This window comes from Sinorhizobium sp. M4_45, assembly GCF_002885915.1.
Lineage (GTDB): Bacteria > Pseudomonadota > Alphaproteobacteria > Rhizobiales > Rhizobiaceae > Sinorhizobium > Sinorhizobium meliloti_A.
The window spans coordinates 43,749-57,822 of sequence record NZ_NWVE01000012.1 but is presented as its reverse complement, the minus strand read 5'-3'; the positions used below and the strand labels follow the sequence as shown (position 1 = coordinate 57,822).

The 14,074-nt window shown below is 62.0% G+C and carries 7 protein-coding genes; 2 read left to right on the top strand and 5 right to left on the bottom strand.

What is annotated here, in order from left to right; all coding sequences use genetic code 11:
* Window positions 1–168: 168 nt before the first annotated feature.
* The 3 genes from CN933_RS26655 to uvrA form a co-directional block, all read right to left on the bottom strand.
* Window positions 169–3,960 carry a vitamin B12-dependent ribonucleotide reductase gene (locus CN933_RS26655; protein ID WP_018097706.1) on the bottom strand — a complete coding sequence of 1,264 codons (3,792 nt, stop codon included), beginning with the start codon at window positions 3,958–3,960 and terminating at the stop codon, window positions 169–171.
* 674 nt (window positions 3,961–4,634) lie between these two features.
* Window positions 4,635–5,438 carry a DUF72 domain-containing protein gene (locus tag CN933_RS26650; RefSeq protein ID WP_018097705.1) on the bottom strand — a complete coding sequence of 268 codons (804 nt, stop codon included), beginning with the start codon at window positions 5,436–5,438 and terminating at the stop codon, window positions 4,635–4,637.
* Between the two features lie 99 nt (window positions 5,439–5,537).
* On the bottom strand, window positions 5,538–8,459 hold the full coding sequence (gene uvrA, locus CN933_RS26645) for an excinuclease ABC subunit UvrA (protein WP_018097704.1): 2,922 nt from the start codon (window positions 8,457–8,459) through the stop codon (window positions 5,538–5,540).
* Window positions 8,460–8,745: 286 nt separating this feature from the next.
* Here uvrA and CN933_RS26640 point away from each other — a divergent pair, with 286 nt between their 5' ends.
* On the top strand, window positions 8,746–9,270 hold the full coding sequence (locus tag CN933_RS26640) for a single-stranded DNA-binding protein (RefSeq protein ID WP_018097703.1): 525 nt from the start codon (window positions 8,746–8,748) through the stop codon (window positions 9,268–9,270).
* A 66-nt stretch (window positions 9,271–9,336) separates the two neighbouring features.
* Here the strand turns inward: CN933_RS26640 and CN933_RS26635 are convergent, their stop codons facing one another.
* The gene (locus CN933_RS26635; RefSeq protein ID WP_018097702.1) at window positions 9,337–9,966 is read right to left on the bottom strand and encodes a MarC family protein; all 630 of its coding nucleotides are present in this window, start codon (window positions 9,964–9,966) and stop codon (window positions 9,337–9,339) included.
* A gap of 286 nt (window positions 9,967–10,252) precedes the next feature.
* Here CN933_RS26635 and gyrA point away from each other — a divergent pair, with 286 nt between their 5' ends.
* Window positions 10,253–13,048, top strand: coding sequence for a DNA gyrase subunit A (gene gyrA / locus CN933_RS26630; RefSeq protein ID WP_018097701.1), 2,796 nt, complete (start codon window positions 10,253–10,255; stop codon window positions 13,046–13,048).
* Between the two features lie 67 nt (window positions 13,049–13,115).
* On the opposite strand, the gene CN933_RS26625 is transcribed toward gyrA, so the two are convergent.
* Window positions 13,116–14,009, bottom strand: coding sequence for a LysR family transcriptional regulator (locus tag CN933_RS26625; protein ID WP_102762916.1), 894 nt, complete (start codon window positions 14,007–14,009; stop codon window positions 13,116–13,118).
* Window positions 14,010–14,074 lie beyond the last annotated feature (65 nt).

The following is a 14,074-nucleotide window of genomic DNA, read 5'->3' as shown; positions in this document are numbered from 1 at the left end:
ATCATATTCGAACGACGCATAGGACTATTCTCAGCCGCTGCCACTTTGAGAATCCCTCCGCAGAACAGAGATATGGCCGCTTCCAGGGAGGCGGCCATATCTATTACTGCGTCATTTCAGTGGGAGTGCGTCGTAACCAATGGCTGATTACAACTTCCGCCGCCTGTCTCAGCTGCACCCGCTCGTGGCGCCGCATGTGTCGCACTTCTCGCACGTGCCGTTTCGCACCATTGTGAAGTTCTGGCACTCGGAGCACATGTTGCCGGTATAGCCCTGCATGATCGAGCGGGCGCGGCGTTCTGCTTCGACCTTCTTTGCCTCGGACTTCGCCGCAGCGGCCTCTGCCGCGGCCTTGTCGGAGAAGAGGGCAGTCACCTCCTGTTCCGCTTCTTCGGCAATCTCCTCGGCGAGTTCGACGGCCCGTTCCTCGTAATCGCGCTTGAAGGCGACGACTTCGGAGGTGGCGGCGGCGATTGCCGGCTCCAGCTTGCGCACGGCATTGCCGGAGATCGAAGTGACGGAAGCGCCGGCCGAGGCGCGGGCCGGGGCGGCCGTCGAAGCCCCCTTCGGTTCGGAGCGCTCGCCCGTGCCGCCCACGATGGACGGCTTGTAGCCGCGGGTCCAGCCGGTGGAGACGAGGTTGGTCTTTCCTTCCTGAATGCCGCGGCCGAGCGCGGTGTTGCTGAAGTCGGAGGTGTCGACATGAGCAAGGTCGTGGCGGCCGAGATAGGAAACGGCAAGCTCGCGGAAGACATAGTCGAGGATCGACGTCGCGTTCTTGATCGCGTCGTTGCCCTGGACCATGCCGGCCGGCTCGAACTTGGTGAAGGTGAAGGCCTCCACATATTCTTCGAGCGGCACGCCATATTGCAGGCCGAGCGAAATGGCGATGGCGAAGTTGTTCATCATCGCCCGGAAGGCCGCACCTTCCTTGTGCATGTCGATGAAGATCTCGCCGAGGCGTCCATCACCGAATTCGCCGGTGCGCAGATACACCTTGTGGCCGCCGACGATCGCCTTCTGGGTATAGCCCTGGCGACGGTTCGGCAGTTTCTCGCGGGCGCGCACTACCTTCTCGATGACGCGCTCGATGATCTTCTCGGTGACGGCGACCGCCTGGGCGGCTGCCGGCGCCTGCATCAGCTCTTCGATCGCGTCCTCGTCTTCCTCATCCTCGATCAGCGAGGCGTTCAGCGGCTGCGAGAGCTTGGAACCGTCGCGGTAGAGCGCATTCGCCTTCAGCGCGAGCTTCCAGGAGAGCATGTAGGCGTTCTTGCAATCCTCGACGGTCGCCTCGTTCGGCATGTTGATCGTCTTGGAGATTGCACCCGAAATGAAGGGCTGGGCGGCCGCCATCATGCGGATATGGCTTTCGACCGAGAGGTAGCGCTTGCCGATCTTGCCGCAGGGATTGGCGCAATCGAAGACCGGCAGGTGCTCTGCTTTCAGGAACGGTGCTCCTTCGAGCGTCATCGCGCCGCAGACATGGATGTTGGCGGCTTCGATGTCCTTTCTGGAGAAGCCCAGATGCTCGAGCAGGTTGAAGTCCATTGAGGCAAGCTGCTCGTCGCTGACCTTCAGCGTCGCCTTGAGGAAGTCGGCGCCGAGCGTCCACTGGTTGAAGACGAACTTGATGTCGAAAGCAGCTTTAAGCGCCGCATTGACGGCTTCGATCTTCTCGTCGGTGAAGCCCTTGGCCTTCAACGTCGTCGGGTTGATGGCGGGCGCCTGGTTGAGGTTGCCGTGGCCGACGGCATAAGCCTCCATCTCGGCGATCTGGCTTTCCGAGTAGCCGAGCGTGCGCAACGCCTCGGGAACGGCACGGTTGATGATCTTGAAGTAGCCGCCGCCGGCGAGCTTCTTGAACTTCACCAGGGCGAAATCGGGTTCGATGCCGGTCGTGTCGCAATCCATTACGAGCCCGATCGTACCGGTCGGCGCGATCACGGTGGCCTGGGCGTTGCGGTAGCCGTGCTTCTCGCCGAGCTCGACCGCCTTGTCCCAGGCGCTCTTGGCATGGGCGATCAGGTCCTGGTCCGGGCAATCGCCGTGGACGAGCGCGACCGGGTTGACGGACAGGCCCTCATAACCGGCGGTCTCGCCGTGAGCCGCGCGGCGGTGATTGCGCATGACGCGCAGCATGTTGTCGCGGTTGGGCGCAAAGCCGGGGAAGGGGCCGAGCTTTGCGGAGATCTCGGCCGAGGTGGCATAGGCGACGCCGGTCATGATCGCGGTCAGCGCGCCGGCGATGGCGCGGCCCTCGGGGGAGTCATAGGGAATGCCTGACGACATCAGCAGGCCGCCGATATTCGCATAGCCGAGGCCGAGCGTGCGGTATTCGTAGGAGAGCTCTGCGATCTCGCGGGACGGGAACTGCGCCATCATCACCGAGACTTCGAGAACGACCGTCCAAAGACGGACGGCATGCTCGTAGTCGCCGATATTGATCCGCTTGGTCGCGGCATCCTTGAACTGCATCAGGTTGAGCGAGGCGAGATTGCAAGCCGTGTCGTCGAGGAACATGTATTCCGAGCACGGGTTCGATGCGCGGATCGGGCCTGCAGCCGGGCAGGTGTGCCAGTCGTTCATCGTCGTGTTGAAGTGCAGGCCCGGATCGGCCGAGGCCCAGGCGGCGTGGGAGATCGACTCCCAGAGATCGCGCGCCTTCAGGGTCTTCATGACGCGGCCGTCCTTGCGGGCGGTCAGGTGCCAATCGCCATCCGCCTCCACGGCGCGCAGGAAGTCGTCCTTGATCGAGACCGAGTTGTTGGAATTCTGGCCGGAAACCGTGAGATAGGCCTCCGAATCCCAATCCGTGTCATAGGTCTTGAACTGGATGTCCTTATAACCCTGACGCGCGAACTGAATGACGCGTTTGACATAGTTTTCCGGAACCAGCGCCTGCTTGGCGGCGCGGATCTCGCGCTTCAGCGCCGGGTTCTGCTTGGGATCGAAGCAGGCATCGTCGCTGCCGTCGCAATTGATGCAGGCCTTCATGATCGCCTTCAGGTGCTTGGCGACGATCTTCGAGCCGGTGACGAGGGCGGCGACCTTCTGCTCTTCCTTGACCTTCCAGTTGATATATTCCTCGATGTCGGGATGGTCGATATCGACGACGACCATCTTGGCGGCGCGGCGCGTCGTGCCGCCCGACTTGATGGCGCCCGCGGCGCGGTCGCCGATCTTCAGGAAGCTCATGAGGCCCGAGGACTTGCCGCCGCCCGAGAGCCTTTCGCCTTCGGCGCGCAGATGCGAGAAGTTCGAGCCGGTACCGGAGCCGTATTTGAAGAGGCGCGCCTCGCGCACCCAGAGATCCATGATGCCGCCCTCGTTGACGAGGTCGTCCGCGACCGACTGAATGAAGCAGGCGTGCGGCTGCGGGTGTTCGTAGGCAGACTTGGACTTCGTCAGCTTGCCGGTGAAGGGATCGACGTAGAAGTGGCCCTGGCCGGGGCCGTCGATGCCATAGGCCCAGTGGAGGCCGGTGTTGAACCATTGCGGCGAGTTCGGAGCAACGCGCTGGGTGGCGAGCATGTAGGCGAGCTCGTCACGGAAGGCGCTGGCGTCCTCTTCCGTGTCGAAATAGCCGCCCTTCCAGCCCCAATAGGCCCAAGTGCCGGCCAGACGATCGAAAACCTGGCGGGCATCGGTTTCGGAACCGTACTGCTCTTCCTTCGGCAGCGCCTTCAGCGCGTCGGCGTCCGGAACCGAGCGCCAGAGGAAGGACGGCACGTCGTTTTCCTCGACGCGCTTCAGTTTTGCCGGCACGCCGGCCTTGCGGAAATATTTCTGGGCGAGAATATCGGCGGCGACCTGCGAGAACTGCGCCGGCACGTCGATATCCGCAAGGCGGAAGACCACGGACCCGTCCGGGTTCTTGATCTCACTCGTCGCCTTGCGGAACTCAATCTCGGCATAGGCGGATTGCCCTGCCTTCGTGAAACGACGCTCGATCTTCATTGTCCCGTCCTTTGTTGCCATGCGCTAAAGCGCAGTTAACCTCGCCCGGCCGCGATGGATCTCGCAGCCAGCCTGAAAATTTCTGTCGATGTGAGGAAACCCAGCTCCTGGGTAACCCTGTATCTTGTGATGATGCTGGCTGCAAACACTAAATATAGTATTAACAGGCTCTTTACGCCAGCTCGAAATGCCGCTTTGGCGACCCAAATTTCGCGCAAAATTCCGCCACTGCAGCCGCTCGGGCTCATTCGCCCGGGCCGCATGTCGGAACCGACGATTTGGGGGTGTGAACCGGCCTCTAAACTTCCCGGTCCGCCGCCGTCGCAACGTGAAATCCATTAACCGTGAATCGCCTCGGGGCGTCAAGGGGTGGTTTGTGACGGAAGTTTGGGCGCTATATCTTGTGTGGGTCGACTGTGGAAAACGGGGACATCGATCAATCCGTTGAAAAACAGGGACTTCCACCGCTTGCCTGCGAAGATGAGCTAGCGGCAGGCCGAAATTCAAATTTTTATGGATGAAAAAGCGGGTAAAAGACGTGGCCCAGCGCTACTCGCGATTGCGAATCAGGTGGGTGTGTGAAGCGGCCCGTTTGGTGATTCGGATGCGGTGATCTTGCTGCCCCTCTGGCCTGCCAGAGGGGCTCAACAACAAGACCTCGGCGATGGCCACGCCTAGGCCACGCGTTTCTGCAGTTCCCTGGCGCCGTTCGGCGCGTTGACCTTGCCTGAGGAGATGAAGAAGGCAAAGACGTCGCGAGGTGCCGTCTCGGGCTTGCGTTCCGACGCAGCTTTCTCCAGGTCGTCCGGCTCACCGCCGGCGGCAAAGGTCTTCAGCCGCTCGGCCCAGCGATCGAGATCCTTCGGCGGATAGCAGGTCTTCACCTCATCGCTGCCCTTCTGCAGCCGTGCATAGACGAAATCACTCGTGACATCGGCGATCATCGGGTAGTCCGCATGCTCGGCGAGAACGACGGCAACCTTGTATTTTTCAATGAGCTTGACGAAGTCCGGAACCTGGAAGCTGGGGTTGCGGACCTCGACCACGTGGCGGAGCTTCAGGCCGTCCTGCTTATCCGGCAGGAGCTTCAAGAATCCCTCGAAATCCTCCGCGTCGAATTTCTTGGTCGGCGCAAACTGCCAGAGAATGGGACCGAGGCGGTCGCCGAGTTCCGTCAGTCCTTGGGTCAGGAACCGCTCCATGGATTCACCGGCTTCGGACAGGACCCTGCGATTGGTCACGAAGCGGCTTGCCTTCAGCGAAAAAATGAAGCCGTCGGGAACCTCCGCCGCCCACTTGGCAAAAGTCGCCGGCTTCTGTGAGCTGTAATAGGTGCCGTTGACCTCGATCGTTCGCAATTCCTTGCCGGCGAATTCGAGCTGCCGCTTCTTCGGAAGATCGTCCGGATAGAAGGCGCCTTCCCAGGGTTCGAAGTTCCATCCGCCGATGCCGATGCGGATTTGTCCCGAATTTGCCATCCTCTTCCTCCTCGATGCTCACTCAGACGCGCAAAACCGCTGTAGCCGGGGCGAATCAGAGACGCCACCCGATTTCACGAGGCGTCCGGCCCGGCCACATCACTCCGCCGCAACTACCTTCTTTACTGGCCGGCGCTCCAGAAGCTCCTTCAGGAACTGGCCGGTATAGGAGCGCTGCTCCTTCACGACCTCTTCCGGCGTCCCCTGCGCAATGACCTCGCCGCCGCCGTCGCCGCCTTCCGGGCCGAAGTCGATGATCCAGTCGGCCGTCTTGATGACTTCGAGATTGTGCTCGATGACCACCACGGAGTTACCCTGATTGACCAGCTCATGCAGAACTTCAAGAAGCTTGGCTACGTCGTGGAAATGCAAGCCTGTTGTCGGCTCGTCGAGAATATAGAGCGTGCGCCCGGTTGAGCGTTTCGACAGTTCCTTGGCGAGCTTGACGCGCTGGGCTTCGCCGCCTGAAAGCGTGTTCGCCTGCTGGCCGATCTTGATATAGCCGAGGCCCACCTGGTTCAGTGTCACCAGCTTGTCGCGCACCGCCGGAACGGCCGCGAAGAACTCGACGCCTTCCTCCACCGTCATGTCGAGCACATCGGCGATCGACTTGCCCTTGAAGTGAACGTCCAGGGTCTCTCGATTGTAGCGCTTGCCGTGACACACGTCGCAGGTGACGTAGACATCCGGCAGGAAGTGCATCTCGATCTTGATGACGCCGTCCCCCTGACAGGCCTCGCAGCGGCCGCCCTTGACGTTGAAGGAGAAGCGGCCCGGCTGGTAGCCGCGCGCCTTTGCTTCCGGCAGCCCGGCGAACCAGTCGCGAATGGGCGTGAAGGCTCCGGTATAGGTCGCCGGGTTGGAGCGCGGCGTGCGGCCGATCGGCGACTGATCGATGTCGATCACCTTGTCGATATGCTCGAAGCCGTCGATCCGGTCGTGTTCGGCCGGATTTTCGCGCGCGCCCATGACGCGGCGGGCGGCAGCCTTGTAGAGCGTCTCGATCAGGAAAGTGGACTTGCCCCCGCCCGATACCCCGGTGACGGCGGTGAAGACACCGAGCGGGATCGATGCGGTCACGTTCTTCAGATTGTTGGCGCGCGCGCCGACGACGGTGACTTCCTTCTTCTTCTTCGGTTTGCGCCGTTCGCCGGGCACGGCAACGGAAAGCTCGCCGGAGAGATATTTCCCCGTCAGCGATTTCGGATTGGACATGATATCGGAAGGGGTCCCTTCCGCAATGACCTCGCCACCGTGAATGCCGGCCGCCGGGCCGATGTCGACGACGTAATCGGCCGTCAGGATCGCATCCTCGTCATGCTCCACGACAATGACCGTGTTGCCGATGTCGCGCAGATGCCTCAGCGTATCCAGGAGGCGGGCATTGTCGCGCTGGTGAAGGCCGATCGAGGGCTCGTCGAGAACATAGAGAACGCCCGTCAACCCTGAGCCGATCTGCGACGCGAGCCGGATGCGCTGGCTTTCTCCGCCCGAAAGCGTCCCGGAATTGCGCGAAAGGCTCAGATATTCGAGGCCGACGTCGTTCAGGAAGCGCAGGCGCTCGCGGATCTCCTTGAGGATGCGCACGGCGATCTCGTTCTGCTTCGTGCTGAGATACTCGGGCAGGACCTCGAACCAGTCGCGTGCGGCGCGAATAGACATATCGGAAACCTCGCCGATATGCAGCGCGTGGATCTTGACGGCAAGCGCTTCCGGCTTCAGCCGGTAACCGGCACAGGCGGGGCAGGGCGCTGCCGACATATAGCGCTCGATCTCCTCGCGCGCCCAGGCGCTGTCGGTCTCTTTCCAGCGGCGTTCGAGATTCGGCACGATGCCCTCGAACGTTTTCGTCGTGTTGTAGGATCGGGCGCCGTCCTGATAGTGGAAGGTGATCTTGTCCTTCGTGCCGTGGAGAATCGCGTCCTGTGCTTCCTCGGAAAGCTCGCTCCAGCGACTGCCGAGCTTGAAGCCGAAAACCGTGCCGAGGGCCTCGAGCGTCTGGTTGTAGTAGGGCGACGTGGATTTCGCCCAGGGTGCGATGGCGCCGTCCCTGAGGGTGCGGTTCGGCTCCGGAACGATCAGCGCCTCGTCGATCTTCTGCTGGCTGCCCAGCCCGTCGCAGGTCGTGCAGGCTCCGAAGGGATTGTTGAAGGAGAAAAGCCGCGGCTCGATCTCGGGAATGGTGAAACCCGAGACGGGACAGGCGAACTTCTCGGAAAACAGCACCCGCTCATGGGTTTCGTTCAGCGACTTGTTGGCCGAGCCGCCGGCGGAGGTCTCTTCCGGAGGCAGGGGGCGGTCGGCGAATTCGGCGATCGCCAAGCCGTCGGCGAGCGTAAGGCAGGTTTCGATACTGTCGGCGAGACGGGTTCCGATATCGGGCCGCACCACGACACGGTCGACGACCACGTCGATGTCGTGCTTGTATTTCTTGTCGAGCGCCGGCACGTCGGCAATCTCGTAAAATTGCCCGTCTACCTTTACGCGCTGGAAGCCCTTCTTCATCAGCTCGGCGAGTTCTTTTCTGTACTCGCCCTTGCGCCCGCGCACGAGCGGGGCCAGCATATAGAGGCGCGTTCCCTCGCCGAACTCCAGCACCCGGTCGACCATCTGGCTGACGGTCTGGCTTTCGATCGGCAGGCCCGTAGCGGGAGAATAGGGCACGCCGACGCGCGCGAAGAGCAGGCGCAGATAGTCGTAGATCTCGGTAACGGTTCCGACAGTCGAGCGTGGGTTGCGCGACGTGGTCTTCTGCTCGATCGAGATCGCCGGCGAGAGCCCGTCGATCTGATCGACGTCGGGCTTCTGCATCATTTCGAGGAACTGGCGCGCATAGGCCGAAAGGCTCTCGACATAGCGCCGCTGGCCCTCGGCGTAGATCGTGTCGAAGGCAAGCGAGGACTTCCCGGAGCCCGAAAGGCCGGTCATCACGATCAGCTTGTTGCGCGGCAGATCAAGGTCGATGCCCTTGAGATTGTGCTCGCGAGCGCCGCGAATGGAGATGGTCTTGAGTTCGCTCATCGGAAGGCCAGCTTTGTATGTCGGTTGAAAGCCCCCTATGTAATGACGGCCGCGCCCATGTCGAGGCGCAATCGGCAAAAGAGGCGGTTCAATTGCGATTCGGTTGACAGGATCATAGAGGAATACTAGAACAAAAAAAGAACAAACTCTGCCATATCCACGCCAAATCAACTGTGGATTATGCGCGATACGGGGCGTATCGGCGGCGGCGGGCCGCTAAGGTGTTCGCACATGAGACATTGGAGAGCCGGCCGAGCGGTCCGGCGGCAGAAACGGGAAAAGCGATATGGCTGGTAGCGTCAACAAGGTGATCTTGATCGGAAACGTCGGGGCCGACCCGGAAATCCGGCGCACGCAGGACGGCCGGCCGATCGCCAACCTCAGAATTGCCACCTCCGAGACCTGGCGCGACCGCAATTCAGGCGAGCGCCGCGAGAAGACGGAGTGGCACACGGTCGTCGTCTTCAACGAAGGCCTCTGCAAGGTCGTCGAACAATATGTGAAGAAAGGCGCCAAGCTCTACATCGAAGGCCAGCTGCAGACGCGCAAGTGGCAGGATCAGACCGGCAATGACCGCTATTCGACCGAGGTCGTCCTTCAGGGCTTCAACTCGACCCTGACGATGCTCGACGGTCGCGGAGGCGAGGGCGGCGGCGCAGGCCGCGGCGGCAGCGACTACGGCGGTGGCGGCTACGAGGAATACGATCAGTCGCGGTCCTCCTCGGGCGGCGCCCGGTCCGGCGGTCAATCGAACCAGCCGAACCAGGGCGGCAACTTCTCGCGCGATCTCGACGACGACATTCCGTTCTGATCGACTGCTCCAGCCAGTCCGAGACCCATCCGGCCCGCTTCGTCGCGGGCCGTTCTCGTTATGCCTTCAGACCTGAAACGCCGAGCGCACGCCGTCCACGACGAATTGAACGGCGAGGGCGGCAAGGATGACGCCGAGGAGGCGGGTAAGGATCGCCCGGCCGGTGACGCCCAGGAACCGGTCGATGCGCTCGGCGATCACCAGCGCCAGGAACAATATGGCCATCGATGCGGCGATGACGACGATGAGCTGCACCCGATCCAATGCCGAGGGAAAGGAGCTGCCGAGAAGGATGGTTGCCGAGATCGCTCCCGGCCCGGCGATCAGGGGCAGTGCGAGAGGGAAGACCGCGATATTGTGAAGGTGGTCCTTCGTGATCGCCGTTTCCCCGGCCTTCTCCTTTCGCTCCTGGCGTTTCTCGAAAATCATCTCGAAAGCGATCCAGAAGAGCAGCATGCCGCCGGCGATCCGGAAGGCGCCGATCGAGATGCCGAGCAGACCGAGGATGCCGTCGCCAAAAAGCGCAAAGGCGGCGAGGATGGAAAAAGCGATGAGCGAGCCGCGGGTCGCGACCTGGAAGCGCTGCTGCCGGCTCAAGCCGACGGTCAGGCTCAGGAAGATCGGCGCAAGGCCGGGCGGATCAAGCGTGACGAGCAGCGTCGTCAGCGCATTGACCAAGAGATCGACATCGAACATCCGTATCCCCTTCCGGATTTCTACCCCGGCTATTCCCGGTGGTGCGGCCCGCATTGTTAGGCAAGCGATGCGAGCTTGGAAAGAGCGGGTAGCCAAGTGCAACGCAATGGCTTAAACCAGCGCCATCCCCGAGGCGCGCAGCTTTCCTTGCGAGCTCCTTTCCTTGCCCTAGAAAAGCCTGTTCCTGCGGCAAAAGACTGTTCAAAACACCGGCCGAAAATTGGCGCTCCGAGCCGCATTCGGCTATAAAAAACCGATTGATTCTGAACAAAGATCGTGATCGCCATTGACTGAGCAAAGCACCCCCGGCGGCGGAAAGAATCCGCCAGGCATCGAGCCGATTTCCATCATCGAGGAAATGCAGCGGTCGTATCTCGATTACGCCATGAGCGTGATCGTGTCGCGCGCGCTTCCCGACGTGCGCGACGGTCTCAAACCCGTTCATCGCCGCATCCTCTACGGGATGAGCGAGCTCGGCATCGACTGGAACAAGAAATACGTAAAATGCGCCCGCGTCACCGGTGACGTGATGGGTAAATACCATCCGCACGGCAACATGGCGATTTACGATGCGCTCGCACGCATGGCGCAGGATTGGTCTCTGCGGCTGCCGCTGATCGACGGCCAGGGCAACTTCGGCTCCGTCGACGGCGATCCGCCGGCGGCAGAGCGTTATACCGAGTGCCGGCTTCAGAAGGCGGCGCATTCGCTGCTGGACGATCTCGACAAGGACACGGTCGATTTCCGCGACAACTACGACGGCACCCTGCACGAGCCCGTCGTCGTCCCGGCAAAGTTCCCGAACCTGCTCGTCAACGGCGCGGGCGGCATCGCCGTCGGCATGGCGACCAATATCCCACCTCATAACCTCGTAGAGGTGATCGACGGCTGTATCGCCCTGATCGACAATCCCGCGATCGAACTGCCGGAACTGATGCAGATCATTCCGGGGCCGGATTTTCCGACCGGGGCGCTGATCCTCGGCCGTTCGGGAATCCGTCAGGCCTACGAGACCGGCCGCGGCTCCGTCATCATGCGCGGGCGTGCCCATATCGAGCCGATGCGCGGCGATCGCGAGCAGATCATCATCACCGAGATCCCCTATCAGGTGAACAAGGCGACGATGATAGAGAAGATGGCCGAACTCGTCCGCGAGAAGCGGATCGAGGGCATTTCCGATCTTCGCGACGAATCCGACCGCCAGGGCTATCGCGTCGTCATCGAACTGAAGCGCGACGCCAACGCCGAGGTCATTCTCAACCAGCTTTACCGCTACACGCCGTTGCAGACCTCCTTCGGCTGCAACATGGTGGCGCTGAACGGCGGCAAGCCGGAGCAGATGACGCTGCTCGATATGCTGCGCGCCTTCGTCTCCTTCCGCGAGGATGTCGTCAGCCGGCGCACGAAATACCTGTTGCGCAAGGCGCGCGAGCGGGCGCATGTGCTGGTCGGTCTCGCGATCGCGGTCGCGAATATCGACGAGGTGATCAAGCTCATCCGCCAGGCGCCGGATCCGCAGACCGCGCGCGAACAGCTGATGGAACGCCGCTGGCCGGCGCACGACGTCGATGCGCTCATTCGGCTGATCGACGACCCGCGCCACCGGATCAATGACGACGCTACGTATAACCTGTCCGAAGAACAGGCTCGCGCGATCCTCGACCTGCGCCTGCAGCGTCTGACTGCGCTCGGCCGCGACGAGATCGGCGACGAGCTCAACAAGATCGGCGAGGAGATCAAGGATTACCTCGACATCCTGTCGTCCCGACTCCGTATCATGCAGATCGTCAAGAACGAACTTGCCGCAGTCCGCGACGAGTTCGGCACGCTGCGCCGAACCGAGATTGCCGACGGCGGTCCGGACATGGACGACGAGGACCTGATCGCGCAGGAGGACATGGTGGTGACCGTGTCCCATCTCGGCTACATCAAGCGTGTGCCGCTGACGACCTATCGGGCGCAGCGCCGCGGCGGCAAGGGCCGCTCGGGCATGGCCACGCGCGACGAGGATTTCGTTACCAGGCTGTTCGTCGCCAATACGCACACGCCGGTTCTGTTTTTCTCCTCCCGCGGTATCGTCTACAAGGAGAAGGTCTGGCGCCTTCCGATCGGCACGCCGCAGTCGCGCGGAAAGGCGCTGATCAACATGCTGCCGCTGGAACCCGGCGAGCGCATCACCACGATCATGCCGCTGCCCGAGGACGAGACGACCTGGGAAAACCTCGACGTCATGTTCTCGACGACCCGCGGCACGGTCCGTCGCAACAAGCTCTCAGACTTCGTCCAGGTCAACCGCAACGGCAAGATCGCGATGAAGCTCGAAGAGGAGGGCGACGAAATCCTCTCGGTCGACACCTGCACCGAGTTCGACGACGTGGTGCTCACGACGGCACTCGGCCAGTGCATCCGCTTCCCGGTTGCCGATGTCCGCGTCTTTGCGGGCCGCAACTCGATCGGCGTTCGCGGCATTTCGCTCGGTGACGGCGACCGGATCATCTCGATGGCCATCGTCGCTCACGTTGAAGCCGAGCCTTGGGAGCGTGCCGCTTATCTGAAGCGGTCGGCCGCGGAGCGTCGCGCCTTGACCGGTGAAGAAGAGGAAATCGTGCTTGTCGGCGAGGAGGTCACCAATGGCGGCGAACTCACCAATGAGCGCTACGAGGAACTGAAGGCGCGCGAGCAATTCATCCTGACGGTCTCGGTGAAAGGCTTCGGCAAGCGTTCCTCGTCCTACGACTTCCGCACTTCAGGCCGCGGCGGCAAGGGCATTCGCGCCACCGATACCTCGAAGACGGCGGAAATCGGCGAACTCGTCGCCGCCTTCCCGATCGAGCACAACGACCAGATCATGCTCGTTTCCGATGGAGGTCAGCTCATCCGGGTTCCGGTGGAAGGCATTCGCCTGGCGAGCCGCGCCACCAAGGGCGTGACCATTTTCTCCACCGCCAAGGACGAGAAGGTCGTTTCGGTCGAGCGGATCAGTGAGCCGGATGGCGACGAGGAGATCGAAGCCGTAGGTGCCGAAGGCGTCATGGCCGAACCGGAGCTGCCACCGGACACCACGTCGACACCGGAGGAGTGATCGAAGCACAGGAATAAGTTCAGGCCCGCCGCTTTCCAGCGGCGGGTCTCTTTTTTTGGGAATCGATTTATTGGCGCAGGTAGTCGAGAAGCCCGCGGGCAAGGGCATCGAAAACCACGCGGCAACGTGGCGTCGCACGCAGATTTTCGTGCATTACGAGCCAGGTCTCGAGCTTCAGTTCAAAGGCATCCGCCAGCACGTGCATGAGATCCGGATCGCGGGCGGCAAGCGCGTTTTGGCAAATGCCGATGCCGAAACCGGCGCGGATCGCCGCGAGTTGAGCAAGGTTGCTATCGGATTTGAAAGCGAAGCGCCCGATCGGCAAGTCCGGTGCTCTTCCTTTGATCGAGCGGATCGCCGGCGTTTCCCGGTCATAGCCAATCACGCTGTGGCGCGAGAGATCCTCAAGCGTCTGCGGTATCCCACGGCGCTCCAGATAGGAGCGATGCGCATGGAAGCCGAGCGGAACCGCACCGATATGGCGCGCAACCAATGCCTCCTGGGCTGGCGCGACCATCGGCACAGCGATGTCCGCCTCCTGGCGAAGCAAGTCTTCGACGACATCCGATGCGGAAAGTTCGACGGAGAGGTCCGGGTAGTCCCTGTGCAATTCGGCGAGGATCGGGGGCAGGACTTCAACGCCGATGACCTCACTGGCGTTGATACGGACCGTTCCGCCGATCGCACCGTGTTGTCCTGATGCGGCACGCAACAGGGCTGCAGCTGTCGCTGCCAGGGTCTCGGCATAGGGCCGCAACTCCAGCGCGGCGTCGGTCGGCATCAATCCGTGCGGCGAACGCGTGAAGAGCGGAAACCCCACCGACGTCTCCAAGGCATCTATGTGCCGGCCAACGGTCGGCTGGGTCAGGCCGAGCTGGCGCGCCGCGGCCGATAGCGAGCGCTCGCGCAACACCATGAGAAAGGTGCGGTAGAAGTCCCAACTCGGCTCAATGAGGTTCATGCATTTCAGTATAGCGGCAAGACCTATTTAGACAATTCCGTTTAGCCGAATGATGGCCGATGCTC

Coding starts and splice junctions, on each gene's coding strand:
- CN933_RS26655 (WP_018097706.1), bottom strand. CDS start 3,960: ATGAAGATCGAGCGTCGTTTCACGAAGGCAGGGCAATCCGCCTATGCC.
- CN933_RS26650 (WP_018097705.1), bottom strand. CDS start 5,438: ATGGCAAATTCGGGACAAATCCGCATCGGCATCGGCGGATGGAACTTC.
- uvrA (WP_018097704.1), bottom strand. CDS start 8,459: ATGAGCGAACTCAAGACCATCTCCATTCGCGGCGCTCGCGAGCACAAT.
- CN933_RS26640 (WP_018097703.1), top strand. CDS start 8,746: ATGGCTGGTAGCGTCAACAAGGTGATCTTGATCGGAAACGTCGGGGCC.
- CN933_RS26635 (WP_018097702.1), bottom strand. CDS start 9,966: ATGTTCGATGTCGATCTCTTGGTCAATGCGCTGACGACGCTGCTCGTC.
- CN933_RS26625 (WP_102762916.1), bottom strand. CDS start 14,009: ATGAACCTCATTGAGCCGAGTTGGGACTTCTACCGCACCTTTCTCATG.